The 25387-nt window shown below is 50.6% G+C and carries 23 protein-coding genes and 2 tRNA genes; 21 read left to right on the top strand and 4 right to left on the bottom strand.

Annotated features, from left to right (window positions below):
• The first annotated feature begins 7 nt into the window (after window positions 1-7).
• From rpmA to cgtA, 3 genes are all read left to right on the top strand, one after another.
• The gene (gene rpmA / locus LC431_RS11175; protein ID WP_013573805.1) at window positions 8-265 is read left to right on the top strand and encodes a 50S ribosomal protein L27; all 258 of its coding nucleotides are present in this window, start codon (window positions 8-10) and stop codon (window positions 263-265) included.
• 85 nt (window positions 266-350) lie between these two features.
• The gene (locus LC431_RS11170) at window positions 351-1307 is read left to right on the top strand and encodes a DMT family transporter (RefSeq protein WP_223509818.1); all 957 of its coding nucleotides are present in this window, start codon (window positions 351-353) and stop codon (window positions 1305-1307) included.
• Window positions 1308-1340: 33 nt separating this feature from the next.
• On the top strand, window positions 1341-2513 hold the full coding sequence (cgtA, locus tag LC431_RS11165) for an Obg family GTPase CgtA (RefSeq protein ID WP_013573807.1): 1173 nt from the start codon (window positions 1341-1343) through the stop codon (window positions 2511-2513).
• Window positions 2514-2599: 86 nt separating this feature from the next.
• Here the strand turns inward: cgtA and pmrB are convergent, their stop codons facing one another.
• Genes pmrB through dacB form a run of 3 tightly spaced genes read right to left on the bottom strand, consistent with a single transcriptional unit; the run spans window position 2600 to window position 5804 of the window.
• Window positions 2600-3691, bottom strand: a complete 1092-nt coding sequence (gene pmrB, locus LC431_RS11160) for a two-component system sensor histidine kinase PmrB (RefSeq protein ID WP_153375954.1) — start codon at window positions 3689-3691, stop codon at window positions 2600-2602.
• Complete coding sequence (gene pmrA, locus LC431_RS11155; RefSeq protein WP_013573810.1) at window positions 3688-4350, bottom strand: two-component system response regulator PmrA; 663 nt, start codon at window positions 4348-4350, stop codon at window positions 3688-3690. The genes pmrB and pmrA overlap by 4 nt, the downstream gene beginning before the upstream one ends.
• 20 nt (window positions 4351-4370) lie before the next feature.
• Window positions 4371-5804: a serine-type D-Ala-D-Ala carboxypeptidase gene (gene dacB / locus LC431_RS11150; RefSeq protein WP_013573811.1), complete on the bottom strand. Its 1434-nt coding sequence runs from the start codon at window positions 5802-5804 to the stop codon at window positions 4371-4373.
• Window positions 5805-6085: 281 nt separating this feature from the next.
• Here dacB and greA point away from each other — a divergent pair, with 281 nt between their 5' ends.
• Window positions 6086-6562 carry a transcription elongation factor GreA gene (gene greA / locus LC431_RS11145; protein WP_013573812.1) on the top strand — a complete coding sequence of 159 codons (477 nt, stop codon included), beginning with the start codon at window positions 6086-6088 and terminating at the stop codon, window positions 6560-6562.
• 180 nt (window positions 6563-6742) lie between these two features.
• Here the strand turns inward: greA and yhbY are convergent, their stop codons facing one another.
• Window positions 6743-7039 (bottom strand): ribosome assembly RNA-binding protein YhbY, encoded by a 297-nt coding sequence (gene yhbY / locus LC431_RS11140; RefSeq protein WP_013573813.1) that lies wholly within the window; start codon window positions 7037-7039, stop codon window positions 6743-6745.
• A gap of 182 nt (window positions 7040-7221) precedes the next feature.
• On the opposite strand from yhbY, the gene rlmE reads away from it, so the two are divergent.
• The 17 genes from rlmE (at window position 7222) to LC431_RS11055 (ending at window position 25302) form a co-directional block, all read left to right on the top strand.
• A complete protein-coding gene (rlmE, locus tag LC431_RS11135) occupies window positions 7222-7851 on the top strand; it encodes a 23S rRNA (uridine(2552)-2'-O)-methyltransferase RlmE (RefSeq protein ID WP_013573814.1) in 630 nt (209 codons plus the stop codon).
• A gap of 56 nt (window positions 7852-7907) precedes the next feature.
• The gene (gene ftsH, locus LC431_RS11130) at window positions 7908-9851 is read left to right on the top strand and encodes an ATP-dependent zinc metalloprotease FtsH (protein WP_014411568.1); all 1944 of its coding nucleotides are present in this window, start codon (window positions 7908-7910) and stop codon (window positions 9849-9851) included.
• Window positions 9852-9975: 124 nt separating this feature from the next.
• On the top strand, window positions 9976-10815 hold the full coding sequence (gene folP / locus LC431_RS11125; protein ID WP_013573816.1) for a dihydropteroate synthase: 840 nt from the start codon (window positions 9976-9978) through the stop codon (window positions 10813-10815).
• A 2-nt stretch (window positions 10816-10817) separates the two neighbouring features.
• Complete coding sequence (glmM, locus tag LC431_RS11120; protein WP_037034237.1) at window positions 10818-12158, top strand: phosphoglucosamine mutase; 1341 nt, start codon at window positions 10818-10820, stop codon at window positions 12156-12158.
• A 235-nt stretch (window positions 12159-12393) separates the two neighbouring features.
• The gene (gene secG / locus LC431_RS11115) at window positions 12394-12729 is read left to right on the top strand and encodes a preprotein translocase subunit SecG (protein WP_013573818.1); all 336 of its coding nucleotides are present in this window, start codon (window positions 12394-12396) and stop codon (window positions 12727-12729) included.
• 84 nt (window positions 12730-12813) lie between these two features.
• Window positions 12814-12900 (top strand) — tRNA-Leu (locus LC431_RS11110).
• A gap of 59 nt (window positions 12901-12959) precedes the next feature.
• Window positions 12960-13036: transfer RNA gene (locus tag LC431_RS11105), tRNA-Met, on the top strand.
• Between the two features lie 216 nt (window positions 13037-13252).
• Window positions 13253-13705, top strand: coding sequence for a ribosome maturation factor RimP (gene rimP, locus LC431_RS11100; RefSeq protein WP_014411570.1), 453 nt, complete (start codon window positions 13253-13255; stop codon window positions 13703-13705).
• Window positions 13706-13728: 23 nt separating this feature from the next.
• Window positions 13729-15237: a transcription termination factor NusA gene (gene nusA / locus LC431_RS11095; RefSeq protein WP_013573819.1), complete on the top strand. Its 1509-nt coding sequence runs from the start codon at window positions 13729-13731 to the stop codon at window positions 15235-15237.
• 24 nt (window positions 15238-15261) lie between these two features.
• Entirely contained in the window at window positions 15262-17955 is a 2694-nt protein-coding gene (infB, locus tag LC431_RS11090; RefSeq protein WP_013573820.1) for a translation initiation factor IF-2, read from the top strand.
• Window positions 17956-18034: 79 nt separating this feature from the next.
• Window positions 18035-18448 (top strand): 30S ribosome-binding factor RbfA, encoded by a 414-nt coding sequence (rbfA, locus tag LC431_RS11085; RefSeq protein ID WP_014333704.1) that lies wholly within the window; start codon window positions 18035-18037, stop codon window positions 18446-18448.
• On the top strand, window positions 18448-19392 hold the full coding sequence (truB, locus tag LC431_RS11080) for a tRNA pseudouridine(55) synthase TruB (protein WP_223509816.1): 945 nt from the start codon (window positions 18448-18450) through the stop codon (window positions 19390-19392). Before rbfA ends, truB begins: the two co-directional genes overlap by 1 nt.
• 122 nt (window positions 19393-19514) lie before the next feature.
• Window positions 19515-19784, top strand: coding sequence for a 30S ribosomal protein S15 (gene rpsO, locus LC431_RS11075; RefSeq protein ID WP_013573823.1), 270 nt, complete (start codon window positions 19515-19517; stop codon window positions 19782-19784).
• Between the two features lie 273 nt (window positions 19785-20057).
• The gene (pnp, locus tag LC431_RS11070) at window positions 20058-22181 is read left to right on the top strand and encodes a polyribonucleotide nucleotidyltransferase (RefSeq protein WP_013573824.1); all 2124 of its coding nucleotides are present in this window, start codon (window positions 20058-20060) and stop codon (window positions 22179-22181) included.
• 129 nt (window positions 22182-22310) lie between these two features.
• Window positions 22311-23195, top strand: a complete 885-nt coding sequence (gene nlpI / locus LC431_RS11065; protein WP_014333708.1) for a lipoprotein NlpI — start codon at window positions 22311-22313, stop codon at window positions 23193-23195.
• A gap of 114 nt (window positions 23196-23309) precedes the next feature.
• Window positions 23310-23390: a protein YrbN gene (yrbN, locus tag LC431_RS26400; protein ID WP_096335046.1), complete on the top strand. Its 81-nt coding sequence runs from the start codon at window positions 23310-23312 to the stop codon at window positions 23388-23390.
• On the top strand, window positions 23380-25302 hold the full coding sequence (locus tag LC431_RS11055) for a DEAD/DEAH family ATP-dependent RNA helicase (protein WP_013573826.1): 1923 nt from the start codon (window positions 23380-23382) through the stop codon (window positions 25300-25302). Before yrbN ends, LC431_RS11055 begins: the two co-directional genes overlap by 11 nt.
• Window positions 25303-25387 lie beyond the last annotated feature (85 nt).

Here is a 25387-nt window from a genome sequence, read left to right as displayed (position 1 = left end):
CGGAACAATGGCACACAAAAAGGCTGGCGGCTCCACACGTAACGGTCGCGATTCAGAAGCTAAACGTCTGGGCGTAAAACGCTTTGGCGGCGAAGCAGTACTGGCAGGCAGCATCATCGTTCGTCAGCGCGGCACCAAATTCCACGCTGGTATCAACGTGGGTTGCGGCAAGGACCACACTCTGTTTGCTTTGGCTGACGGTAAAGTCAAGTTCGAAGTTAAAGGCCCGAAAAACCGTAAGTACATCAGCATCGAAGCTGAATAAGTTTTTCGCGTCTTAGTAAATAGATGTAAGCCCCGCAATTCGTTGCGGGGCTTTTTACATTCTGGTTAGCCCATTCTGGCGGGATATGGATACGAAATCACAGGCACCTGTCGGGATTCTGTTGGCGCTGATTACTGCCATGAGCTGGGGCTCTTTGCCTATCGCCATGAAGCAGGTTCTGGTGGTGATGGATCCCTTTACTGTGGTTTGGTATCGGTTTTCGATGGCGGCCGTTGTGCTGGGTTGCATTTTGGCCATGAGGCGAAGGCTGCCTCCGAGAGCGATTTTCAGGCGACCGCGCTGGCTGGTTTTAGTGCTGATTGCGACCTGTGGATTGCTGGGGAATTTTGTCCTTTTCAGTTCTTCCCTGCAATTTCTCAGCCCGACGGCGTCGCAGGTCATCGGCCAGCTGTCTCCTGTCGGTATGATGGTGGCCAGCGTGGTCATCCTGAAAGAAAGGATGCGCGTTACGCAGGTTATTGGCGCCAGTATGTTAATTTTTGGGCTGATATTGTTTTTCAATACCAGTCTGATTGAGATTTTCACCCGTCTGACGGATTACACTTTGGGTGTGATTTTTGGCGTCGGGGCAGCAACAGTTTGGGTGATATACGGTGTGGCGCAAAAGGTTTTACTGCGTCAACTGGCTTCACCGCAAATCCTTTTTTTGCTGTACACTTTATGTTCTATCGCATTGCTCCCGCTGGCCAGCCCTGCGGTGCTTTCACAGCTCAGCGGCTGGCAGTTTGCCTGCCTGTTGTTTTGCGGCGCGAATACCTTGGTAGGATATGGCGCCTTAGCGGAAGCGATGGCGAGATGGCAGGCAGCTCAGGTAAGTGCATTAGTGACACTCACGCCGCTGTTTACCCTGCTATTTTCAGATTTATTGGCACTTGCCTGGCCTGACTTTTTTGCTGCACCAGTACTTAATTTTATTGGTTATCTGGGAGCATTTGTGGTGGTGGCGGGTGCAATGTTTTCCGCAATTGGCCATCGATGGTGGCCACGTCGGACAGAGCAAAACCTGGTAGCTAAACTTTAGCTGCCCGGCGAATGATTTACGGAGACAGAACAAATGAAGTTTGTTGATGAAGCCACGATTCTGGTTGTGGCCGGTGATGGCGGTAACGGGTGCGTCAGCTTCCGCCGCGAAAAATACATTCCACGTGGCGGCCCTGACGGTGGCGACGGTGGTGATGGCGGTGATGTGTACCTCGTTGCTGATGAGAACCTCAATACGCTGATCGATTTCCGCTTTGTGAAATCTTATCGTGCTGAGCGCGGTACTAACGGTCAGAGCAGCGACTGTACTGGTAAACGCGGTAAGGACATCACCATTAAAGTGCCTGTGGGAACGCGAGTTCTTGACCAAAGCACTGGCGAAGTCCTGGCCGATATGACCAAAAATGGTCAGGTTAATATGGTCGCTAAAGGCGGTTTCCACGGACTCGGTAACACCCGTTTTAAATCTTCCGTGAACCGTTCACCGCGTCAGAAAACCATGGGCACCAAAGGTGAAGAGCGTGATATCGCACTCGAACTGATGCTGCTTGCCGATGTAGGCATGCTGGGTCTGCCAAACGCAGGTAAATCGACGTTTATCCGCTCCGTCTCTGCAGCGAAGCCGAAAGTGGCTGATTATCCGTTTACCACACTGGTGCCAAGCCTCGGTGTTGTACGTATGGATCACGAACAAAGCTTCGTGGTTGCAGACATCCCCGGTCTGATCGAAGGGGCTTCTGAAGGCGCTGGTTTGGGTATCCGCTTCCTGAAGCACCTTGAGCGTTGCCGCGTTCTGTTGCACCTGATCGACATTGCGCCGATCGATGAATCTGATCCGATCGAAAATGCCAAAGTCATCATCAATGAACTGAAGCAATACAACGCCAAGCTGGCTGAAAAGCCGCGCTGGTTAGTGTTCAATAAAGTTGATCTGATCGAGAAAGAAGAAGCTGAAACGCGTGCTAAAGCGATTGCTGATGCATTAGGCTGGGAAGGTAACTATTACCTTATTTCCGCTGCAAACCGCGAAGGTGTGAATGCATTGTGTTGGGACGTGATGAAGTTCATCAACGAAAATCCTAAGCACATGGCGATTGAAGAAGCGGCACCCGAGAAAGTTGAGTTCATGTGGGATGATTATCACCGTGAACAACTGGCTGAAGTGGAATCTGAAGCCGACGACGACTGGGATGATGACTGGGATGAAGATGACGACGAAGGCGTAGAAATCATTTACGAACGTTAATCCCGTGTATTAGCGTTTCATCGCTGAAAGAAAGGCTGCCATTGGCAGCCTTTTTCTTTTTGATCGCGTGTTAATCGGAGGGCGTATTAACGGGTGTCTGGTGAAAGTGTCAGCGAGCTTTGTAATGCAACATCCGGTAGCCAGCATTGTGCGCTGAGGCCAGTGTTGCCGGGGCGATTTCGCAATATCAGCGTACCGCCATGCAGGTGCGCAATCCGCACCACAATATTTAAGCCCAGGCCGCTGCCTCCATAACGTTGGTCGACGCGCTTAAAAGCCTGTGTCAGTTCACTGGCCTTCGTTTCATCAATACCCGGACCGGCATCGTCTATCTTTATCAGGAATCCGTTGTCTTGCGGTGCAATTGTGATGCCGATGTCGCTATTTTCAGGCCCGTAGCGGTAAGCATTTTCGACCAGATTGCGTACCATTAAACGTAGCAGCACAGCATCCCCCTGAATTTCAGCACGAGGCGGCAGGTGTATTTTCAAGTTTTGACCGCGTTCACTGAGCATTTCACACAGCTCTTCTCTGAGCGGCTCAACGACGTTACTGATCAGGTCAACCTGCTGATATTCGCCTTTGGCAAAATTCTGTCCGGCGCGGGCAAGCATAAGTAACTGCTCTATGATATGCATTAACTGGTCGATGCGGCTTATCAGAGTATCGCTGCCTTCTACGCCTTTTTTGTGCATTATTTCCAGATGCAACCGGACGCCTGCCAGTGGAGTGCGCAACTCATGAGCCGCATCCGCAGTGAACAATCGTTCCTGCTGAATAGTGCTGGAGAGACGGGAAAAAAGCTGATTCAATGCATTCGTCACGGCCACAATCTCCCTGGTTTCGCTGTTGAGTGGCAGGGGAGAGAGGTTATCGGCTGAACGGGTCTCCAGTCGTTTTTGTAACTGGTTAAGAGGCCGAATAATCCAGCTGATGGCCCAAAAGGACAGTACCAGAGTAATACTCATCATGAGTAAGGAAGGGGCAATCAGTGAAGCAATGGCTTCTGCAATTTCTTTCTCAACGTGCGCGTTACGCACTTTGGCTGACAGGGTGTCATTGACCAGCAGGTTAATTTGTTCCTGGCTCTCGTGCCAGAGCCAGAAAATACTGATGAGCTGAGTCACGAACAGGATCAGAGCCAGCATAACCAGAAGGCGGCGGCGCATACTGGTCATACGATTATTTCCAGCCTGTAGCCGATACCACGTACAGTTCTGATGACTTCTTTACCCAATTTGCGGCGCAGATTATGAACATGTACCTCAAGCGTATTGGAGCCTAAATCATCCTGCCAGGTATAGAGATCTTGCTGGAGCAACTCGCGGTTTACAGTCTGCCCGGCACGCATCATCAGTCGTGACAAAATCGCGAACTCTTTGGGCGTGACTTCTACCGGCGCATCATTGAGATAAGCCTGCTGAGAGGAAAGATTGATTTTCAGATTGCCGACGGAAATCTGGTTGTCACTCTGCCCCTGATAACGGCGGATCAGGGCGCGGACACGGGCCTGTAATTCGACTAAGGCAAAGGGTTTAATCAGATAGTCATCGGCACCGGCGTCAAGGCCATCGACGCGGTCTTCAAGTGCATCGCGGGCGGTAAGAATCAACACGGGCAGGGAAATACTTTGACGTCGCCACTGGCGCAGCAGCGTTGCGCCATCTTTGTCTGGCAATCCTAAATCCAGGATCACCAGACTGTACTGACTGGTTTGGATCAGACTCTGCGCCTCGGCCGCGGTTGACGCGCAGTCGCAGGCATAATTTTCACTGGTAAGTGCCAGCGTTAATCCCTGCCGTAAAAGTTCATCATCTTCAACTATCAGCAGTTTCATCGTCTGGCACTTCTCCGTGGTTAATTATTTTGGTAGATATCCCTGTAGAGACGGCTTTCAAAGCGCACCAGCGGTGCACGCCGTGTACGTTGATCTTCAGGGGGAACAGCATAGCCTGAAAGGAACTGCACAAAGGCCATACGCTGTCCGCTGGCTGTGGTGATGAAACCTGCCAGATTATATACGCCAGACAGTGAACCGGTTTTTGCCGATACTTTGCCGTCGACACCCGCTTCATGCAGACCACCGCGGTACTGTAAGGTTCCGTCATGGCCAGCTAAAGGCAACATCGAAATAAAATCTAATTCTTTGTCGTGCTGGGCGATATATTGCAGCACCTGCATCATTGTGGCCGGTGACAATAAATCATGGCGTGAAAGCCCGGAACCATCAACCTGAATCGAGTTACCCAAATCCACGCCTGCTTTCTGACGCAAAATCTGACGAACCGCGTCTGAGCCCGCCCGCCATGTTCCCGGCACACCAAAACGCTGATGACCAATCGTACGGAAGACCGTATCAGCGATCATGTTGTCTGATTTCTTAAGCATCTGATGCAGCAAATCATGCAGGGGCACTGATTGCGTTTGTGCCAGAACCGTACCTGCTGGTGTCGGCTGGGTTTGACGTTTCAGGGTGCCGTCAATCTGGATATCTGCCTGCAACAGCTCATCTTTAAGAATCGCACCGGCATAACTGGCACCATCCTGAATAGCAAAAGCCAGTGGCAGAGGCTCGCTGCGTTGAGTCAGACAACCAGTGAGTGTATATCGGTTGAATTCACCCGGGACGACATCCAGTTCGCAATACTGCGCATCCGGAGAGCCTTTTGCCAGCGTGCGGACTTCACTGAACATATGCACTGGATAATAAGAGGCTACGCGAATAAACGCGTTCTCGTCAGGTTTAGGCGCGCTATAGAGAGATACCGAGAAACAGTTTCTGTCGACAATTGCGGCTGCTGGGGGAGCGCTGAAGCATTGGGTGATATCATTCCATGGCCATCCGGGAGCTTTGTCATGGCTTGCAAACACGGAAGTGTTAATGACCACATCGCCAGTGATTTCTTTGACGCCCTGTTTTTTCAAAACAGCGACCATATTCCGAATATTCTGGCGTTTCAGGGTCGGGTCACCAGAAAACCGAGCGACCAGATCTCCCTTGAGAACTCCGTCAGAAACAGAACCCGATGTTTCGAGTGTAGTGGTGAAACGGAAATCAGGCCCCAACTGCAACAGCGCAGCCAGTGCCGTCAGAATCTTCATAGTACTGGCAGGCAGCGCCATCTGGGTACCGTGATAATCGATCACAGGCGCAGGGGCGCCAATTTTCTGTACCAGCACCGCCAGATTCGTGCCATCAGGCAGATATTCTGTGTAATTTTCGATCTGAGCCGCATTTGTATTCAGAACAAACGCGCATGCTAATCCACTGACAATTCGTAAAAAACGCATTATTTTGAGTAAAGGCTCTGAGTAACGGCAGGATAATGTGGTGCCATACTACGATGCTACGAACCAAGGCGCAACGTGGCTGAAAGTAAACGATGATCCTCAAGGAACTCTACGTTAAAATACGAATCAAAATGCGAAATGATTCCTGGCCTGGTGGCAACGCCGGGTGAGGTTTTTTTTGTTTTTCGCCAGAGAGTCGGTCAGAAGAACTGGCTTAATTTCTTACCTGATTCAATCAGGACGGTGTTTACCGAAAGGACCAAGTTAGAGGTAATAAATATATGAAACCGATTCCGATGACGTTACGTGGCGCAGAAAGATTACGTGAAGAACTGGACCATCTGAAGAGCGTCCGTCGCCCGAAAATCATTTCTGATATCGCGACCGCACGTGAGCATGGTGATTTGAAAGAGAATGCTGAATACCATGCTGCGCGTGAACAGCAGGGTTTTTGTGAAGGCCGTATCCAGGAAATCGAAGCTAAGCTTTCGAATGCTCAGGTTATTGATGTGACCAAAATGCCCGCAACCGGCCGTGTCATTTTTGGTGCGACAGTGACTGTGATGAACCTGGACACTGAAGAAGAACAAAAATACCGCATCGTGGGTGATGACGAAGCAGATTTTAAGCAAAATCTGATTTCTGTGAATTCCCCGATTGCCCGCGGTTTGATTGGCAAAGAGCAGGATGATGTTGTTGTCATCAAAACGCCTGGCGGCGATGTTGAGTTTGAAGTATTGAAGGTCGAATACCTCTAAAATCTGCATTAAAAAGGGCGAAACGTGATGTTTCGCCCGATAATTCTCACATTCATGCAGTGAATTGCTTCACAGTAAATTGAAAACTAAAGTAAAAAGGCCTGCTCAGACCTTCCCCTGAACGTGATTTCGTGGCACCTTTCCGAAAATCTACAGCGCTTTTCGTTAAACCTTAATGGATTAACGCGGTAAGATAATTTTGCGGTCTTCGGTGGAAGGGCGATAAAGTACCAGCATATTGCCGATGACTTGCACATTACACGCCTTGGTTTCACGCACAATCGCGTCTACGATCAAAGACTTCGTTTCGCGTTCTTCTGCCGCGACTTTAACCTTGATCAGTTCGTGATGTTGCAGCGCCTGTTCGATTTCGGCGAGCACACCCTCAGTCAGCCCGTTGTTGCCCAGCATAACAACCGGTTTCAGGGGATGCGCGAGGCCTTTCAGGTACTGTTTTTGTTTATTGTTAAGATTCATCGTCTTTTTTGCTTAAGTTGGGATTGAAAACGGGTCATTCTACCGCCATCTCATGTATATCACCAACCCGGACTGCTTCGGGGAGGGAATAATACTGACTTAGCCATAGACGTCATGATGCTAACAGCTTGTTCCAAAAGCTCTAACTCAGGGTGGTTGGAAAACTATATGGTTACTAAATAATGTCTAATAAAAAGCGTTCTGCAAGTTCCAGTCGCTGGTTGCAGGAACACTTTAGCGATAAATATGTGCTACAGGCACAGAAAAAAGGGCTGCGTTCCCGTGCCTGGTTTAAACTTGATGAAATACAGCAAGGCGATAAGCTGTTTAAACCGGGTATGACGGTGGTTGATTTAGGAGCAGCTCCTGGTGGTTGGTCACAGTATGTGGCGACGCAGATCGGTAACAAAGGGCGAATTATTGCTCTTGACCTTTTACCTATGGATCCTATTGTTGGAGTCGACTTCCTTCAAGGGGATTTTCGTGATGAATTAGTTCTCAAAGCGCTGCTTGAACGCGTGGGAGAAAGCAAGGTTCAGGTGGTCATGTCCGATATGGCCCCTAATATGAGCGGTACTCCGGCAGTCGATATTCCAAAATCGATGTATCTGGTTGAATTAGCATTGGATATGTGTCGGGATGTATTAGCACCAGGCGGAAGTTTCCTGGTGAAGGTGTTTCAGGGAGATGGCTTTGATGAATACCTGCGGGAAATTCGCTCCCTGTTTACGAAGGTGAAGATTCGTAAGCCAGACGCTTCCCGAGCACGTTCGCGAGAAGTGTACATCGTAGCGACAGGGCGGAAACTGTAGTTCCCTAACGCTGTTTGTTAACACAGTTGTAATATGAGGTTAATCCCTTGAGTGACATGGCGAAGAACCTGATCCTCTGGTTAGTCATCGCGGTTGTATTGATGTCTGTATTTCAGAGTTTTGGTCCCAGCGAATCTAATGGTAACAAGGTAGATTACACTACCTTTACAACCGAAGTGGCCCAAGACCAGGTCCGTGAAGTACGTATCAATGGACGTGCGATTGACGTTATCAAAAAAGACAGCAGCAAATACACAACCTATATTCCGGTTAATGATCCTAAATTGCTGGATACGCTGCTGAGCAAAAACGTGAAAGTTGTTGGTGAACCGCCTGAACAGCAGAGTTTCCTGGCGACTATCTTCATTTCATGGTTCCCGATGCTGCTTCTGATTGGCGTCTGGATATTCTTTATGCGACAGATGCAGGGTGGCGGTGGCAAAGGCGCAATGTCCTTTGGTAAAAGCAAAGCCCGCATGCTGACGGAAGACCAAATCAAAACTACGTTTGCTGACGTTGCAGGTTGTGACGAAGCGAAGGAAGAGGTGAGCGAGCTGGTTGATTACCTGCGTGAACCAAGCCGTTTCCAGAAACTGGGCGGTAAAATTCCTAAAGGCGTTCTGATGGTGGGTCCTCCGGGTACGGGTAAGACCTTGCTGGCTAAAGCCATTGCCGGTGAAGCCAAAGTCCCGTTCTTTACGATTTCGGGTTCTGACTTCGTTGAAATGTTCGTCGGTGTGGGTGCATCACGTGTCCGTGACATGTTCGAACAGGCGAAGAAAGCGGCTCCATGTATCATCTTCATCGATGAAATTGACGCCGTTGGCCGTCAGCGTGGTGCAGGTTTAGGCGGTGGTCATGATGAACGTGAGCAAACCCTGAACCAGATGCTGGTTGAGATGGATGGTTTCGAAGGTAACGAAGGTATTATCGTTATTGCCGCGACCAACCGTCCGGATGTTCTGGACCCTGCGTTGCTGCGTCCGGGCCGTTTTGACCGTCAGGTTGTTGTCGGCTTGCCAGATGTCCGTGGCCGTGAACAGATCCTGAAAGTTCACATGCGTCGTGTTCCGCTGGCGACAGATGTTGATGCTTCTGTGATTGCCCGTGGTACACCAGGATTCTCTGGTGCTGACCTGGCTAACCTGGTCAACGAAGCTGCACTGTTCTCTGCTCGTGGTAACAAACGTGTGGTGTCGATGGTCGAGTTCGAAAAAGCCAAAGACAAAATCATGATGGGTGCTGAGCGCCGTTCCATGGTAATGACCGAATCGCAGAAAGAGTCCACTGCATATCACGAAGCGGGACACGCCATCATTGGCCGTCTGGTTCCTGAACATGACCCAGTGCACAAGGTGACCATTATCCCTCGTGGCCGTGCATTAGGTGTGACTTTCTTCCTGCCCGAAGGTGATGCGATCAGCGCCAGCCGTCAGAAACTCGAAAGTCAGATTTCTACCTTATATGGTGGCCGTCTTGCTGAAGAGATTATTTACGGTGTGGAAAAAGTGTCTACCGGTGCGTCTAACGATATCAAAGTAGCCACGTCGATTGCCCGTAACATGGTTACGCAGTGGGGCTTCTCAGATAAATTAGGTCCGTTGCTGTATGCGGAAGAAGAAGGTGAAGTCTTCCTCGGTCGTTCAGTCGCGAAAGCTAAGCATATGTCTGATGAAACCGCCCGTATCATCGATCAGGAAGTTAAGTCTCTGGTTGAACGTAACTACGTTCGTGCGCGTACTTTGCTGATGGAAAACATGGATATCCTTCATTCAATGAAAGATGCCCTGATGAAGTATGAAACCATCGATGCACCGCAAATTGATGACCTGATGAACCGTACTGAAGTTCGCCCGCCAGCTGGCTGGGACGATGCTAACGGCAAAAACGGTAACAGCAGCTCCAATGACGGCGGTACGCCAAAAGCGCCAACGCCTGTCGACGAACCTCGTACGCCGAATCCTGGCAACACGATGTTTGAGCAATTCAGCGGCAAGTAAGAGGCTGATTGGAAAATAATGCTGATGACACTCAACCCCGGGCTTGCCCGGGGTTTTTTATGCGTGCATTCTTTGCCTCGGAATTTGAAAAGCCTTTATTGATTGATCAGAAGGGACGTGATTTATGCACCTCACTGCCAGAGAGTCCAGATTGGATCTCACTTACCCCCAGGTTATGGGGATCCTGAACGTTACCCCCGACTCATTTTCCGATGGCGGGCGACATAACACGCTTGATCTTGCTCTCAGACATGCTCAGGCAATGGTTGATGCAGGCGCGACAATTCTCGACATCGGTGGTGAATCGACCCGCCCTGGTGCAGCAGAAGTCAGCGAAGATGAGGAACTGGCCCGTGTGGTGCCGGTAGTCGAAGCCATTGCGCAGCGTTTTGATGTCTGGATCTCCGTCGATACCTCAAAAGCCGCCGTGATCCGTGAAGCGGCAAATGCGGGCATGCATCTGATCAACGATATCCGTTCACTTCAGGAGCCCGGTGCGCTACAGGCTGCGGCCGAAACAGGTTTGCCTGTTTGTCTGATGCACATGCAGGGTGACCCCAAAACGATGCAGCATGCCCCGCATTACGACAATGTCGTTGCGCAGGTGGATCAGTATTTTTTTGAGCAAATTGCCCGTTGTGTTAACGCCGGCATTGCGAAAGAGAAATTGTTGCTCGATCCGGGCTTCGGTTTCGGTAAAAATTTGGAGCATAACTATCAGTTGCTCGCACGGTTGGCTGAGTTTCATCACTTTGGCATGCCATTGTTAGTGGGGATGTCGAGGAAATCCATGGTGGGGCAACTTCTGCATGTTTCTCCTGAGAAACGGGTTACCGGAAGTGTTGCTTGTGCTGTGATCGCTGCCATGCAAGGTGCTAAGATCGTGCGTGTACATGATGTAAAAGAAACCGTTGAAGCGATGCGTATCGTGGAAGCGACACTTTCTGCAAGGGATAAAAACTAATTATGAGCAACCGTAAATACTTTGGGACAGATGGCATCCGCGGAAAAGTGGGCGATACCCCGATTACCCCTGATTTTGTTCTGAAACTAGGCTGGGCGGCTGGCAAAGTATTAGCACGCCACGGTTCGCGTAAAGTGATCATCGGTAAAGATACCCGCATTTCGGGTTATATGCTGGAATCAGCGTTAGAGGCAGGGCTTGCTGCTGCAGGTTTATCGGCTTCTTTCACCGGCCCGATGCCAACGCCTGCCGTGGCTTACCTGACACGTACTTTCCGTGCAGAAGCGGGCATCGTTATTTCAGCCTCGCATAATCCTTACTACGATAACGGCATTAAGTTTTTCACAATCGACGGGACTAAATTACCTGACGAAGTGGAAGAGGCGATTGAAGCTGAGCTTGAAAAACCACTGACATGTGTTGAATCTGCCGAACTGGGTAAAGCCAGCCGCATCGTGGATGCCGCCGGTCGTTACATCGAATTCTGTAAAGGCACATTCCCGACAGAACTGAGTCTGAACAGTCTGAAAATTGTGGTCGACTGTGCCAACGGCGCTACTTATCACATTGCACCTAGCGTTTTGCGCGAATTGGGGGCAAAAGTCATCGCTATCGGCTGTGAGCCGGATGGGATGAACATCAACGAAGAGTGCGGCGCAACGGATGTCCGTCAGTTGCAGCAGCGTGTTCTGGCTGAAAAAGCAGATGTCGGGCTGGCTTTTGACGGCGATGGTGATCGCCTGATCATGGTTGATCACGAAGGCAATAAAGTTGATGGCGACCAAATCCTCTACATCATTGCGCGTGAAGGGCTTCGTCAGGGCCAGTTGAAAGGCGGTGCTGTCGGCACGCTGATGAGCAATATGGGCCTCGAGCTGGCCTTAAAGCAACTGGGCATTCCCTTTACCCGTGCGAAAGTAGGTGATCGCTACGTACTGGAAAAAATGCAGGAAAAAGGTTGGCGGATCGGGGCTGAGAACTCAGGCCATATCATTTTGCTGGATAAAACCACTACCGGTGATGGCATTGTGGCAGGTTTGCAAGTGCTTACCGCGATGGTGCGCAATCATATGAGCTTGCATGACCTGTGCAGCGGCATGAAATTGCTTCCGCAGATCCTGATCAACGTCCGTTTTGCTGGTGAACATGATCCGCTGGAATCCGATGAGGTTAAGCAGGTCACGGCTGAAGTTGAAAAGCAGTTAGCGGGCCGCGGTCGGGTGCTGTTGCGTAAATCAGGTACCGAACCTCTGCTGCGCGTAATGGTCGAAGGGGAAGATGCCGAGCTGGTGGAAAAACTGGCCAACCGTATTGCGGATGCCGTCAAAGCGGTCAAAGCGTAAGCCGATAAAAAACGGTAAATTTTCGGTGAGTTTCTCGCTGCCGGACCTCCTGGCAGCATGTTTTATCCCGATTTGCCGTTTTTTTCCGCAAACGAACAGTTTGATGAAAATTGCCCTTGCACGGTAATACGGCTTTGGTTAGTATTCACACCCGCTTCAGTGGGTCCTTTGATGACCTGCTAAATGGTGAGAAGCAATTGGCATGCGGTGAACCCGCGAGGATACAGGTACTACTATGTACGACGCTCTTCTGGTGATTTTCCTTATCGTAGCAATTGGGCTTATCGCTCTGGTTATGCTGCAACAAGGTAAAGGCGCTGATATGGGAGCCTCTTTCGGGGCAGGTGCTTCTGGCACATTGTTCGGTTCGAGTGGTTCCGGTAACTTCATGACCCGCATGACCGGCGTTTTGGCAGCATTGTTCTTTATCATTAGTTTGATTCTCGGGAACATGAGCACCAATAAAGGCCAAAAAGGCAGTGAGTGGGAAAACCTGAGTCAGCCAGCTAAAACTGAGCAGACGACTGCACCGGCAGCTCCAGCAGCGCCTAACAGTGACGTTCCTCACTAAGCAGTAAACTTCTTATCAAAGAAGCTAAGTTTTCAAACAGTGGCTTATGCTTGGACAGTATAAGCGATTGTGAAAAAAAAGAGTGCCGAGGTGGTGGAATTGGTAGACACGCTACCTTGAGGTGGTAGTGCCCGAATGGGCTTACGGGTTCAAGTCCCGTCCTCGGTACCAATCTTTATGATAATTTGCTTTTTAGCGGTTATCGGCGTAGTATTTGCCACGTTTTCGGACGCGGGGTGGAGCAGCCTGGTAGCTCGTCGGGCTCATAACCCGAAGGTCGTCGGTTCAAATCCGGCCCCCGCAACCACTTTCCCTAAGTGTTTATTTCAAATAGACTTTCAGTATCTTCCTGTGATGTTCTGCAGCTTCAATTTGAAAACAACACTTCGCGAAAGTTGTACCGAAGCCGCTATGCGGCGAATAGGGTCCAGTTGCATAAAGCCCCGATTTATCGGGGTTTTTTGTTATTTGGCAACAGAATCACTGGGCTATTTAGCCCTTTTTTTATGTCTTGGGGGTGGGCTTGTCCACATTAGAACAAAAATTAACAGAGCTGATTACAGCACCAGTCGAGGCACTTGGCTTTGAGCTGGTGGGCATCGAGTTCGTTCGGGCTCGCCAATCGACGTTGCGCATCTATATTGATAGTGACGCCGGGATCAATGTTGATGATTGTGCTGATGTCAGCCACCAGGTGAGCGCTGTGCTGGACGTTGAAGATCCAGTCACTGTCGCCTACAACCTGGAAGTTTCCTCTCCAGGCCTTGATCGTCCTATGTTCACCGCTGAACATTATCAACGTTTTCTTGGCGATGAAGTCAGTGTTGTTTTGCGCATGGCAGTGCAAAACCGCCGCAAATGGCAAGGCATCATTAAAGCTGTCGAAGGCGAGATGATCACGGTGACAGTGGAAGGGAAAGATGAAGTGTTCGCACTGAGCAACATCCAGAAAGCGAACCTGGTACCCCACTTTTAAAGAGTTTGGAAGAGGCAACTAGGATGAACAAAGAGATTCTGGCTGTTGTAGAAGCAGTTTCTAATGAAAAATCCCTCCCGCGCGAGAAGATTTTTGAAGCGCTGGAAATTGCATTATCAACGGCGACCAAGAAAAAATACGAGCAGGAAATCGAAGTCCGCGTCAGCATTGACCGCAAAACAGGCGACTTCGATACTTTCCGTCGCTGGGTAGCAGTCAACGAAGTGACTCAGCCGACCCGTGAAATCACCCTCGAAGCTGCACAATACGAAGATCCGTCAATCGACCTCGGCGGATATATTGAAGATCAAATTGAGTCGGTCACTTTCGACCGCATCACTACGCAGACTGCTAAACAAGTTATCGTACAGAAGGTACGTGAAGCAGAACGCGCGATGGTGGTTGATCAGTTCCGTGAGCAGCAAGGTGAAATTGTTACTGGCGTCGTTAAGAAAGTTAACCGTGACAGTATTGCGCTGGATTTAGGCAGCAACGCTGAAGCTGTTATCCTGCGAGAAGACATGCTTCCTCGTGAAAACTTCCGCTCCGGCGACCGTATTCGTGGGGTGCTGTATGATGTTCGCCCTGAAGCACGTGGTGCTCAGCTGTTCGTCAGCCGTTCACGAAACGAGATGCTAATTGAACTGTTCCGCATCGAAGTGCCGGAAATTGGCGAAGAACTGATCGAAATTAAAGCGGCAGCTCGTGATCCGGGTTCCCGTGCAAAAATCGCTGTAAAAACTAACGACAAACGTATCGACCCGGTCGGTGCTTGTGTCGGCATGCGTGGTGCACGCGTTCAGGCCGTTTCCAGTGAACTGGGCGGTGAACGCATTGATATCATCCTTTGGGATGACAATCCTGCGCAATTTGTTATCAACGCAATGGCACCGGCAGACGTCGCTTCCATCGTAGTTGATGAAGATAAATGCACCATGGATATCGCCGTTGAAGCCAGCAATCTGGCACAGGCGATTGGCCGCAATGGCCAGAACGTGCGTTTGGCCTCCCAATTGTTGAAACAGCATCGTGGTGATGACAAGTGGGAACTGAACGTGATGACAGCAGACGACCTGCAAGCCAAACATCAGGCTGAGGCACACGCTGCGATTGATACCTTTACCAAATATCTGGCCATCGATGAAGATTTTGCCACGGTTCTGGTTGAAGAAGGTTTCTCTACGCTTGAAGAACTGGCTTACGTGCCAGTTAACGAACTACTTGAAATCGACGGCCTGGATGAAGACACCGTGGATGCGCTGCGCGAACGTGCGAAAGAAGCGCTGACCACACTGGCTTTAGCTCAGGAAGAAAGTCTCGGTGACAAAAAGCCTGCTGACGATCTGCTTAATCTGGCGGGTCTGGAACGTAGCATGGCATTTAAACTGGCTGCACAAGGGGTTTGTACGCTGGAAGATCTTGCCGAGCAGGGTGTCGACGATCTGGCTGATATTGAAGGTCTTACTGACGAGCAGGCTGGTGAACTTATCATGGCCGCGCGCAATATCTGCTGGTTTGGCGACAACGCGTAATAAACTGTAGCAGGAAGGAACAGCATGACAGATGTAACTGTAAAATCGCTGGCGGCAGAGATTCAGACTCCGGTAGATCGCCTGGTACAGCAATTTGCTGATGCAGGGATCTCGAAGTCCGAAGCTGACTCTGTGACCCAGCAAGAAAAAGAAACTTTATTGTCGCATCTGAATGGTGGAAATTCAGGTGCGTCAAACAAACTGACGTTACAACGCAAAACGCGTAGTACACTGAATATTCCGAGCACCGGCGGGAAGAGTAAATCGGTGCAAATCGAGGTCCGCAAGAAACGCACTTATGTTAAACGTGATATGACCGAGGCAGAACTTGCCCAGGCCGAAGCGGAAGAGCAGGCGAAGCGTGACGCGGAAGAACAGGCACAGCGTGCAGCAGCGGAGCAAGCCCAGCGCGAAGCTCAGGAAAAAGCCAAACGCGCCGCCGAAGAGCAAGCTAAACGTGAGGCCGCTGATAAAGCTAAGCGTGATGCAGCGGAAAAAGATAAAGTGACCAACCAAAATACCGATGAAGTAACTAAACCAGCTCAGGCAGAGAAAGCACGCCGTGAAGCTGAAGCCGCAGAGCTGAAACGCAAAACGGAAGAAGAAGCCCAGCGTAAGATTGAAGAAAACGCCAAGCGCATCGCAGAAGAGGCCCGTAAAATGGCTGACTCTGGTGTCTGGACTGAAGCTACTGCACCAAGCGAATCAGAATCTGCTGACTATCATGTCACCACTTCTACCCATGCTCGTGCTGCTGAAGACGAAAATGACGCCAAAGTTGAAGGCGAACGTCGCAGCCGTACTCGCGGTGGCAAAGCGACCAAACAGAAAAAAGGCAACAAGCTGTCCGAATCTAAAGCGGATCGCGAAGAAGCCCGTGCTGTTGGCCGTAACGGTAAAGGTAAGCGTAAGCCAAGTACCTTACAGCAGAGCTTTAACAAGCCTGTTGTTGCCGTGAACCGTGATGTTGTAGTGGGTGAAACCATTACTGTTGCTGAGCTGGCAAACAAAATGGCAGTTAAAGGTTCTCAGGTCATCAAAACCATGATGAAACTGGGCGCCATGGCCACCATCAACCAGGTCATTGATCAGGAAACTGCTCAACTGGTTGCAGAAGAAATGGGTCATAAAGTTATCCTGCGTCGTGAGAACGAGCTGGAAGAAGCGCTGATGAGCGATCGTGACACAGGCGCTTCTGCAGCCGCTGAGCCACGCGCTCCGGTTGTGACCATCATGGGCCACGTTGACCACGGTAAAACCTCATTGCTTGACTACATTCGTTCAACGAAAGTGGCAGCAGGCGAGGCCGGTGGTATTACCCAGCATATCGGTGCTTACCACGTAGAAACCGAAAACGGCATGATCACCTTCCTGGATACTCCGGGACACGCCGCGTTTACCTCAATGCGTGCTCGTGGTGCTCAGGCAACGGATATCGTTGTACTGGTTGTTTCTGCAGATGATGGCGTGATGCCACAAACCATCGAAGCCGTACAGCATGCGAAAGCTGCTGGCGTGCCAATCGTGGTTGCAGTGAACAAAATTGATAAGCCAGATGCTGATCCGGACCGTGTTCGTACCGAACTGTCTCAATACGGCGTTATGCCGGAAGAGTGGGGCGGTGAATCTCAGTTCATCCACGTTTCTGCGAAAGTCGGTACCGGTATTGACGATTTGCTGCAAGCTATCTTGCTGCAAGCCGAAGTTCTGGAACTGAAAGCAGTTCGCACCGGTATGGCAAGCGGCGTTGTGATCGAGTCCTTCCTGGACAAAGGTCGTGGCCCGGTTGCAACCGTTCTGGTTCAGGAAGGTACTCTGAACAAAGGCGACATCATTCTGTGTGGCTTCGAATACGGCCGTGTCCGTGCGATGCGTGACGAAATGGGGCGTGATATTACGTCTGCGGGCCCTTCTATCCCTGTCGAAGTACTGGGTCTGTCCAGTGTACCGGCTGCGGGGGATGAAGTTACCGTTGTACGTGATGAGAAAAAAGCCCGTGAAGTTGCTCTGTATCGTCAGGGTAAATTCCGCGAAGTTAAACTGGCTCGCCAGCAGAAATCTAAACTGGAAAACATGTTTGCGAACATGACTGAAGGTGAAGTTTCTGAACTGAACATCGTTCTGAAGTCAGACGTTCAGGGTTCTTGTGAAGCGATTTCCGACGCATTGCAAAGCCTTTCTACTGACGAAGTTAAAGTTAAGATCGTCGGTATGGGGGTCGGTGGTATCACTGAAACTGATGCGACACTGGCCGCTGCTTCTAACGCGATCATTCTGGGCTTCAACGTCCGTGCAGATGCGTCTGCCCGTCGCGTCGTAGAAAGCGAAAGCCTGGATCTGCGTTACTACTCTGTCATCTATAACCTGATTGACGAAGTCAAACAGGCGATGAGCGGTATGTTGGCGCCAGAATACAAACAGCAAATCATCGGCCTGGCTGAAGTTCGTGACGTGTTCAAGTCACCTAAATTCGGTGCTATCGCAGGTTGTATGGTGACTGAAGGTATGATCAAGCGTAACAACCCAATCCGTGTACTGCGTGAAAACGTGGTGATCTACGAAGGCGAACTGGAATCCCTGCGTCGCTTCAAAGATGACGTTGCTGAAGTGCGTAACGGCATGGAATGTGGTATTGGCGTTAAGAACTACAACGATGTGCGTACTGGTGATGTGATCGAAGTCTTCGAAATCATCGAGATCAAACGTACTATCGCTTAACGTTTGCGAAGTAGCTGATATCCAGATGGGGGGCCTTGCGCCCCCTTATTTGTCTGGAGCAAGTGAGGAGAAAAGCATCATGGCAAAAGAATTTAGCCGTACTCAACGTGTCTCCCAGGAGATGCAAAAAGAAATCGCCATCATCTTACAGCGTGAAGTCAAAGACCCACGCGTAGGCATGGCGACAGTTTCAGGCGTAGAAGTATCACGCGACCTGGCGTATGCCAAAGTGTTCGTCACCTTCCTGGACGTGCTGACGACTGACAATCACGATCCTGATCGTGTCAAGAATGGCATCAAAGCTTTGCAGGACGCGTCAGGTTTCATCCGTACCCTGATCGGTAAAGCGATGCGTTTACGTGTCGTACCAGAACTGACTTTCGCTTACGACAACTCTTTGGTTGAAGGTATGCGTATGTCCAATCTGGTGACCAACGTCGTGAAGAACGATGCTGAACGCCGTTCAGCTGCAGGCGATGACGAGGAAGCATAATGAGTCGCCCACGTCGCCGCGGCCGTGACATACACGGCGTTCTGCTACTGGACAAATCTTTAGGCTTGTCTTCTAACGATGCCCTGCAAAAGGTTAAACGCCTTTATAACGCTAACCGCGCAGGCCATACCGGTGCGCTCGATCCCTTAGCCACCGGTATGCTGCCGCTGTGCCTGGGTGAAGCGACCAAGTTTTCCCGGTTCCTGCTTGATTCTGACAAACGCTATCGCGTGATTGCCCGCATGGGACAACGTACGGATACGTCAGACGCCGAAGGTGCCATCATTTCCGAACGTGAAATGACTTTCACTCAGCAGCGACTGGACGACGCACTCGACAGTTTCCGCGGAGAAACTCAGCAAATTCCTTCCATGTATTCAGCATTGAAATATGAAGGGAAAAAACTGTACGAATATGCACGTCAGGGCATCGAAGTCCCGCGAGAATCACGCAGCATTACCGTGTATGAATTGCAGTTTATACGCTGGGAAGGCTTTGATGTTGAGCTGGAGATTCATTGCTCAAAAGGCACTTACATCCGCACGATTGTCGATGATCTTGGTGAGAAACTGGGCTGTGGTGCGCACGTGACTTATCTGCGTCGTTTGCAGGTGGCAACTTATCCTTCAGAGCGAATGGTCACTATGGAAAAACTCCATGAGCTGATCGCTCAGGCAGAAGAGCAGGGCATTGAGCCGCGCTTGCTGCTGGATCCTTTGTTGTTGCCGATGGATAGCGCATGTGAAGATTTCCCGGAAGTGAATCTGTTGCCTGTGGTGGCCGGATATGTCAAACAGGGTCAACCTGTTCAGGCATCTGGTGCGCCCGTCAGCGGTATGGTTCGCATCACTGAAGGCGAAGAACGTAAGTTTATCGGTGTAGGAGAAATTGATGATGATGGCCGCATTGCGCCACGTCGTCTGGTCGTTGAATACACCGACTAAGCGCTTTCTGCCCACCTTGCGATCATATATAGCAAAGGGTAGAATAGCGCAGCTTATGCATTGGGTTGCTGAATTAGAGATCGGCACCCGTTTAATTATCTATAATATTTTGGAGTAAGATTATGTCTCTAAGCGTTGAAGCTAAGGCTCAGATCGTTTCCGACTTCGGTCGCGGCACTAACGACAGTGGTTCTACCGAAGTTCAGGTTGCTCTGCTGACTGCTCAAATTAACCATCTGCAAGGTCACTTTGCAGAACACAAAAAAGATCACCACAGCCGTCGTGGTCTGCTGCGTATGGTTTCTCAGCGTCGTAAACTGCTGGACTACCTGAAGCGTAAAGATGTAGCGCGTTACACCGGCCTGATCGAACGTCTGGGTCTGCGTCGCTAATCAAGCGAGTTTCAGTGTAAAGGGGCCAATAGGCCCCTTTATTCTAGGAAGCTCAGCCAAATCAGGGTACTGTATGGCTGCGGTTTCTACTGTTATTCTAAGAACATGAACTTCCGTTACAGATGTTTTCGCGCGGCTAATGAGAGACTTTATTGCCACTTTGTCAGGCATATAAGGATTGTCATTAGTCGCGAGAATGTAGTGAGAAGCTCGGATATTTATCGGCGTGAACTGCTGTCATAACAGCTGCGCGCCACAAAAAAGGATATTACATTGCTTAATCCGACTATTCGTAAATTCCAATACGGCCAGCACACCGTTACGCTGGAAACTGGCATGATGGCTCGTCAGGCAACTGCCGCTGTTATGGTTAGCATGGACGACACCGCGGTATTCGTTACCGTTGTTGGCCAGAAAAAAGCTAAACCAGGTCAGAGCTTCTTCCCGCTGACTGTTAACTATCAGGAGCGTACTTACGCTGCTGGTCGTATCCCGGGTAGCTTCTTCCGTCGCGAAGGCCGTCCAAGTGAAGGCGAAACACTGACTTCACGTCTGATTGACCGCCCGATTCGCCCGCTGTTCCCGGACTCTTTCCTGAATGAAGTTCAGGTTATCGCGACGGTCGTTTCTCTGAACCCACAAGTTAACCCTGACATTGTTGCGATGATCGGTGCGTCTGCTGCCCTGAGCCTGTCTGGTATTCCATTCAATGGCCCGATCGGTGCTGCACGCGTGGGTTACATCAACGATCAGTATGTTCTGAACCCAACCGCAGATGAGCTGAAAACAAGCCGTCTGGACCTGGTTGTTGCCGGTACTCAGGGCGCGGTTCTGATGGTTGAGTCTGAAGCTGAAGTGTTGAGCGAAGATCAGATGCTGGGCGCAGTGGTATTCGGCCACGAACAACAACAAATCGTTATCGACAACATCAACTCACTGGTTGCTGAAGTTGGTAAGCCGAAATGGGACTGGCAGCCAGAAGCGGTTAACGCAGAGCTGCACGCTCGCGTCGCTGCCTTGTCTGAATCCCGTCTGGGTGATGCGTACCTGATCACCGAGAAACAAGAACGTTACAACCAGATTAATGTGATCAAAGCTGACGTTGTTCAGGCTCTGCAAGCTGAAGACGAATCCCTGGACGCTGGTGAAATCTCTGACATTCTGGGCAGCATCGAGAAGAATGTGGTTCGTAGCCGTGTGTTGCGTGGCGAGCCGCGTATTGATGGTCGCGAAAAAGACATGATCCGTGGTCTGGACGTGCGCACTGGCGTTCTGCCACGTACTCACGGTTCTGCTTTGTTCACCCGTGGCGAAACTCAGGCGCTGGTCACTGCCACTCTGGGTACTGCGCGTGATGCACAGAACCTGGATGAGCTGATGGGCGAAAAAACTGACAGCTTCCTGTTCCATTACAACTTCCCTCCGTACTCAGTAGGTGAAACTGGGATGGTGGGTTCGCCAAAACGTCGTGAGATTGGCCATGGCCGTCTTGCTAAACGTGGCGTGCTGGCGATGATGCCAAAACCAGAAGACTTCCCGTACACCGTACGTGTGGTTTCTGAAATCACTGAATCCAACGGTTCATCTTCAATGGCTTCTGTTTGTGGCGCATCTCTGGCCCTGATGGACGCAGGTGTTCCGATTAAAGCCGCTGTTGCGGGTATCGCAATGGGTCTGGTTAAAGAAGGCGAAAGCTTTATCGTTCTGTCCGACATTCTGGGTGACGAAGATCATCTGGGCGACATGGACTTTAAAGTGGCCGGTAGCCGCGACGGTATCACCGCGCTGCAAATGGACATTAAAATCGAAGGTATCACCCGCGAAATCATGCAGGTGGCTCTGAATCAGGCTAAGGGTGCACGTCTGCACATTCTGGGCGTGATGGAACAAGCTATCAGCATTCCACGTGGCGATATCTCTCAGTTTGCTCCGCGTATCCACACCATCAAGATCAGCCCGGACAAAATCAAGGACGTGATCGGTAAAGGTGGTTCTGTGATTCGTGCGCTGACCGAAGAAACCGGCACCACGATCGAAATCGAAGATGACGGTACTGTGAAAATCGCAGCCACCGATGGCGAGAAAGCGAAATACGCTATTCGTCGTATCGAAGAGATCACTGCTGAAATCGAAGTTGGCCGTATCTATCAGGGTAAAGTGACCCGTATCGTAGACTTTGGCGCATTTGTTGCCATCGGCGGCGGTAAAGAAGGTCTGGTGCATATTTCTCAAATCGCTGACAAGCGTGTAGAGAAAGTGACTGATTACCTGCAGATGGGCCAGGAAGTTCCGGTTAAAGTTCTCGAAGTTGACCGTCAGGGTCGTGTGCGTCTGAGCATCAAAGAAGCTACCGCACCTTCTCAGGACGAAACAACTGAGCAACCTGCAGCAGAATAATCTGTAACAGAAGTTTTACAGCTCCTTTCCATTTGGGAAGGAGCTGTTCGTCTCACGGACGCAGGACGCGTTTGTGTTAAGCAAGCGGATGACAGGATGTTCATCCAATGTTTGTCTCCGGGAGTAGAAATGAAGCCTTTCTTGCGCTGGTGTTATGTTGCGACAGCACTTATGTTGGCAGGATGCAGCAACCATGATTGGCGTAAAAATGAAGTTCTGGCGATTCCGTTGCAGCCGACGTTGCAGCAGGAAGTCATCCTGGCACGCATGGAACAAATACTTGCCAGTCGGTCATTAACCGATGATGAGAGAGCACAGCTATTATATGAGCGCGGTGTGCTGTATGATAGTCTCGGGCTAAGAGCACTGGCGCGAAATGATTTTTCACAAGCGCTGTCTATTCGTCCTGATATGCCAGAAGTTTTTAACTACCTGGGGATTTACCTAACGCAGGCAGGCAATTTCGATGCTGCCTATGAAGCGTTTGATTCTGTACTAGAGCTTGATCCAACTTACAACTACGCGCGTTTGAACCGAGGTATCGCCCTGTATTACGGTGGCCGATTCTCGTTAGCGCAGGATGATCTGCAGGCGTTTTATCGAGACGATCCAAATGATCCCTTCCGTTCGTTATGGCTTTATCTTGCGGAGCGAGAAATCAATCCAAAGAATGCCGACGTAGCGCTTCAACAGCGTTATGACAAAGCGGACAGAGGGCAATGGGGATGGAATATCGTCGAATTCTACCTGGGCAAAATCAGCGAATCTACGCTGATGGAACGCCTCAAGGCAGAAGCAACGGATAACACTTCGCTCGCTGAGCATCTCAGTGAAACTGACTTCTATTTAGGTAAACATTACCTAAGTCTGGGGGACAAGAACAGCGCCGCGGCACTGTTCAAACTGACGGTAGCTAACAACGTCCATAACTTTGTTGAGCACCGCTATGCATTGTTGGAATTGGCGCTTTTGGGCCATGAGCAAGACGACCTATCAGAATCGGACCAGCAATAGCTGACGACACCAATCAGCCTTTTAATCATGGTATTTACCATTTTTAAGCGCCTTAACGGGCGAGGGTTGCTTTGTTCGTTTTATAATCTAATTTGAGCCGGTTCACACTTTTCAATGAAAATGACTGAAAATTTTCTCGACGAGTTATGTAGACTGGCTGCCATTATTAATGAGGCACGTGTACATGACTACTGAGCTTGAAACCTCTTTTGCTGACCTGGGGCTGTCTGCTCCGATCATTTCTGCCCTTACTGATTTGGGCTACGAAAAACCTTCACCAATCCAGGCTGAGTGTATTCCTCACCTGTTAAGTGGCCGCGACGTTCTGGGTATGGCTCAGACAGGTTCCGGTAAAACAGCCGCATTCTCTTTACCGCTGCTGCACAATATTGATGCTTCACTGAAAGCACCACAAATTCTTGTTCTGGCACCTACCCGCGAACTGGCGGTTCAGGTTGCTGAAGCAATGACTGATTTCTCTAAACACATGCATGGCGTGAATGTGGTTGCCCTTTATGGCGGCCAGCGCTATGACGTCCAGTTGCGCGCACTGCGTCAGGGACCACAAGTTGTTGTGGGTACACCGGGCCGCCTGCTGGACCACCTGAAACGCGGCACCCTGAACCTCTCTAACCTGAGTGGCCTGGTGCTGGACGAAGCTGATGAAATGCTGCGTATGGGCTTCATCGAAGACGTCGAAACTATCATGGCGCAGATCCCGGCTGAACATCAGACCGCGTTGTTCTCTGCAACTATGCCAGAAGCTATCCGTCGCATTACCCGTCGCTTCATGAAAGATCCTCAGGAAGTGCGTATCCAGTCAAGCGTAACCACGCGTCCTGACATCAGCCAGAGCTACTGGTCTGTCTACGGTCTGCGCAAAAACGAAGCGCTGGTGCGTTTCCTGGAAGCAGAAGATTTTGATGCGGCGATCATCTTCGTTCGTACCAAAAACGCAACGCTGGAAGTGGCTGAAGCGCTGGAACGCAGTGGCTACAGCAGTGCTGCACTGAACGGTGACATGAATCAGGCACTGCGCGAGCAGACTCTGGAACGTCTGAAAGATGGCCGTCTGGACATTTTGATCGCAACCGACGTGGCAGCACGTGGTCTCGATGTAGAACGTATCAGCCTGGTTGTTAACTACGACATCCCGATGGACTCAGAATCTTACGTTCACCGTATCGGTCGTACCGGTCGTGCTGGCCGTGCGGGTCGCGCACTGCTGTTCGTTGAGAACCGTGAACGTCGTTTGCTGCGTAACATTGAACGCACCATGAAGCTGACCATTCCAGAAGTTGAAATCCCAACTGCAGAAGTTCTGGGCGAACGTCGTCTGGCTAAGTTTGCAGCGAAAGTTCAGCAACAACTGGAAAGCAGCGATCTGGATCAATACCGTGCGCTGCTGGCGAAACTGCAACCTGCAGAAGAGCTGGACGTTGAAACACTGGCGGCGGCACTGTTGAAAATGGCACAGGGCGAACGTCCTTTGATCGTTGCAGCGGATCCGGTCTTCAAAAGCCGTCCACCACGTCGTGAATTCGAAGAACGTGGTGACCGCGGTGATCGTGGCGATCGTCGTGACCGTCCGGTACGTAGCAATGATCGTCCTGCACGTGATGGCGACAGCCCACGTCGTGAGCGTCGTGACGCTGGCGAAATGGAACTGTATCGCATCGAAGTGGGTCGTGACGATGGCGTTGAAGTTCGTCACATCGTTGGCGCTATCGCTAACGAAGGCGACATCAGCAGCCGTTACATCGGTAACATCAAGCTGTTCGGTACGCACTCTACTATCGAATTGCCGAAAGGTATGCCGGGCGAGATCCTGTCTCACTTCACCCGTACACGTATCCTGAATAAACCGATGAACATGCAGTTGATCGGTGATGCGGTGCCACAGGCTCCACGTCGTGATCGTCCGGCCGGTGCTGGCGGTGAGCGTCGTGGTAACGGTGCTCCGCGTCCGTTCAACGGTGAACGTCGTGAAGGTGCCCGTGGTACTGGTGCTCCACGTACTTTCAGTGGTGACCGTCGTGAAGGCGCTTCAGCCGCAGGTGACCGTCGTCCGCCAAGCCGCGCACCACGTCGTACTTCTGACGCATAATCTGATTTCAGTTCGCTGATCTTAAGATAATAAAAAACCAGCCTTCATCAGGCTGGTTTTTTTTCGTCTGCAATTTACGGGGCCG

Source organism: Rahnella sp. GSA61A (genome assembly GCF_019969905.1).
Lineage (GTDB): Bacteria > Pseudomonadota > Gammaproteobacteria > Enterobacterales > Enterobacteriaceae > Rahnella > Rahnella aceris.
Note: the sequence above shows the minus strand (reverse complement) of the source record. Positions and strands in the feature narration are given on the sequence as shown.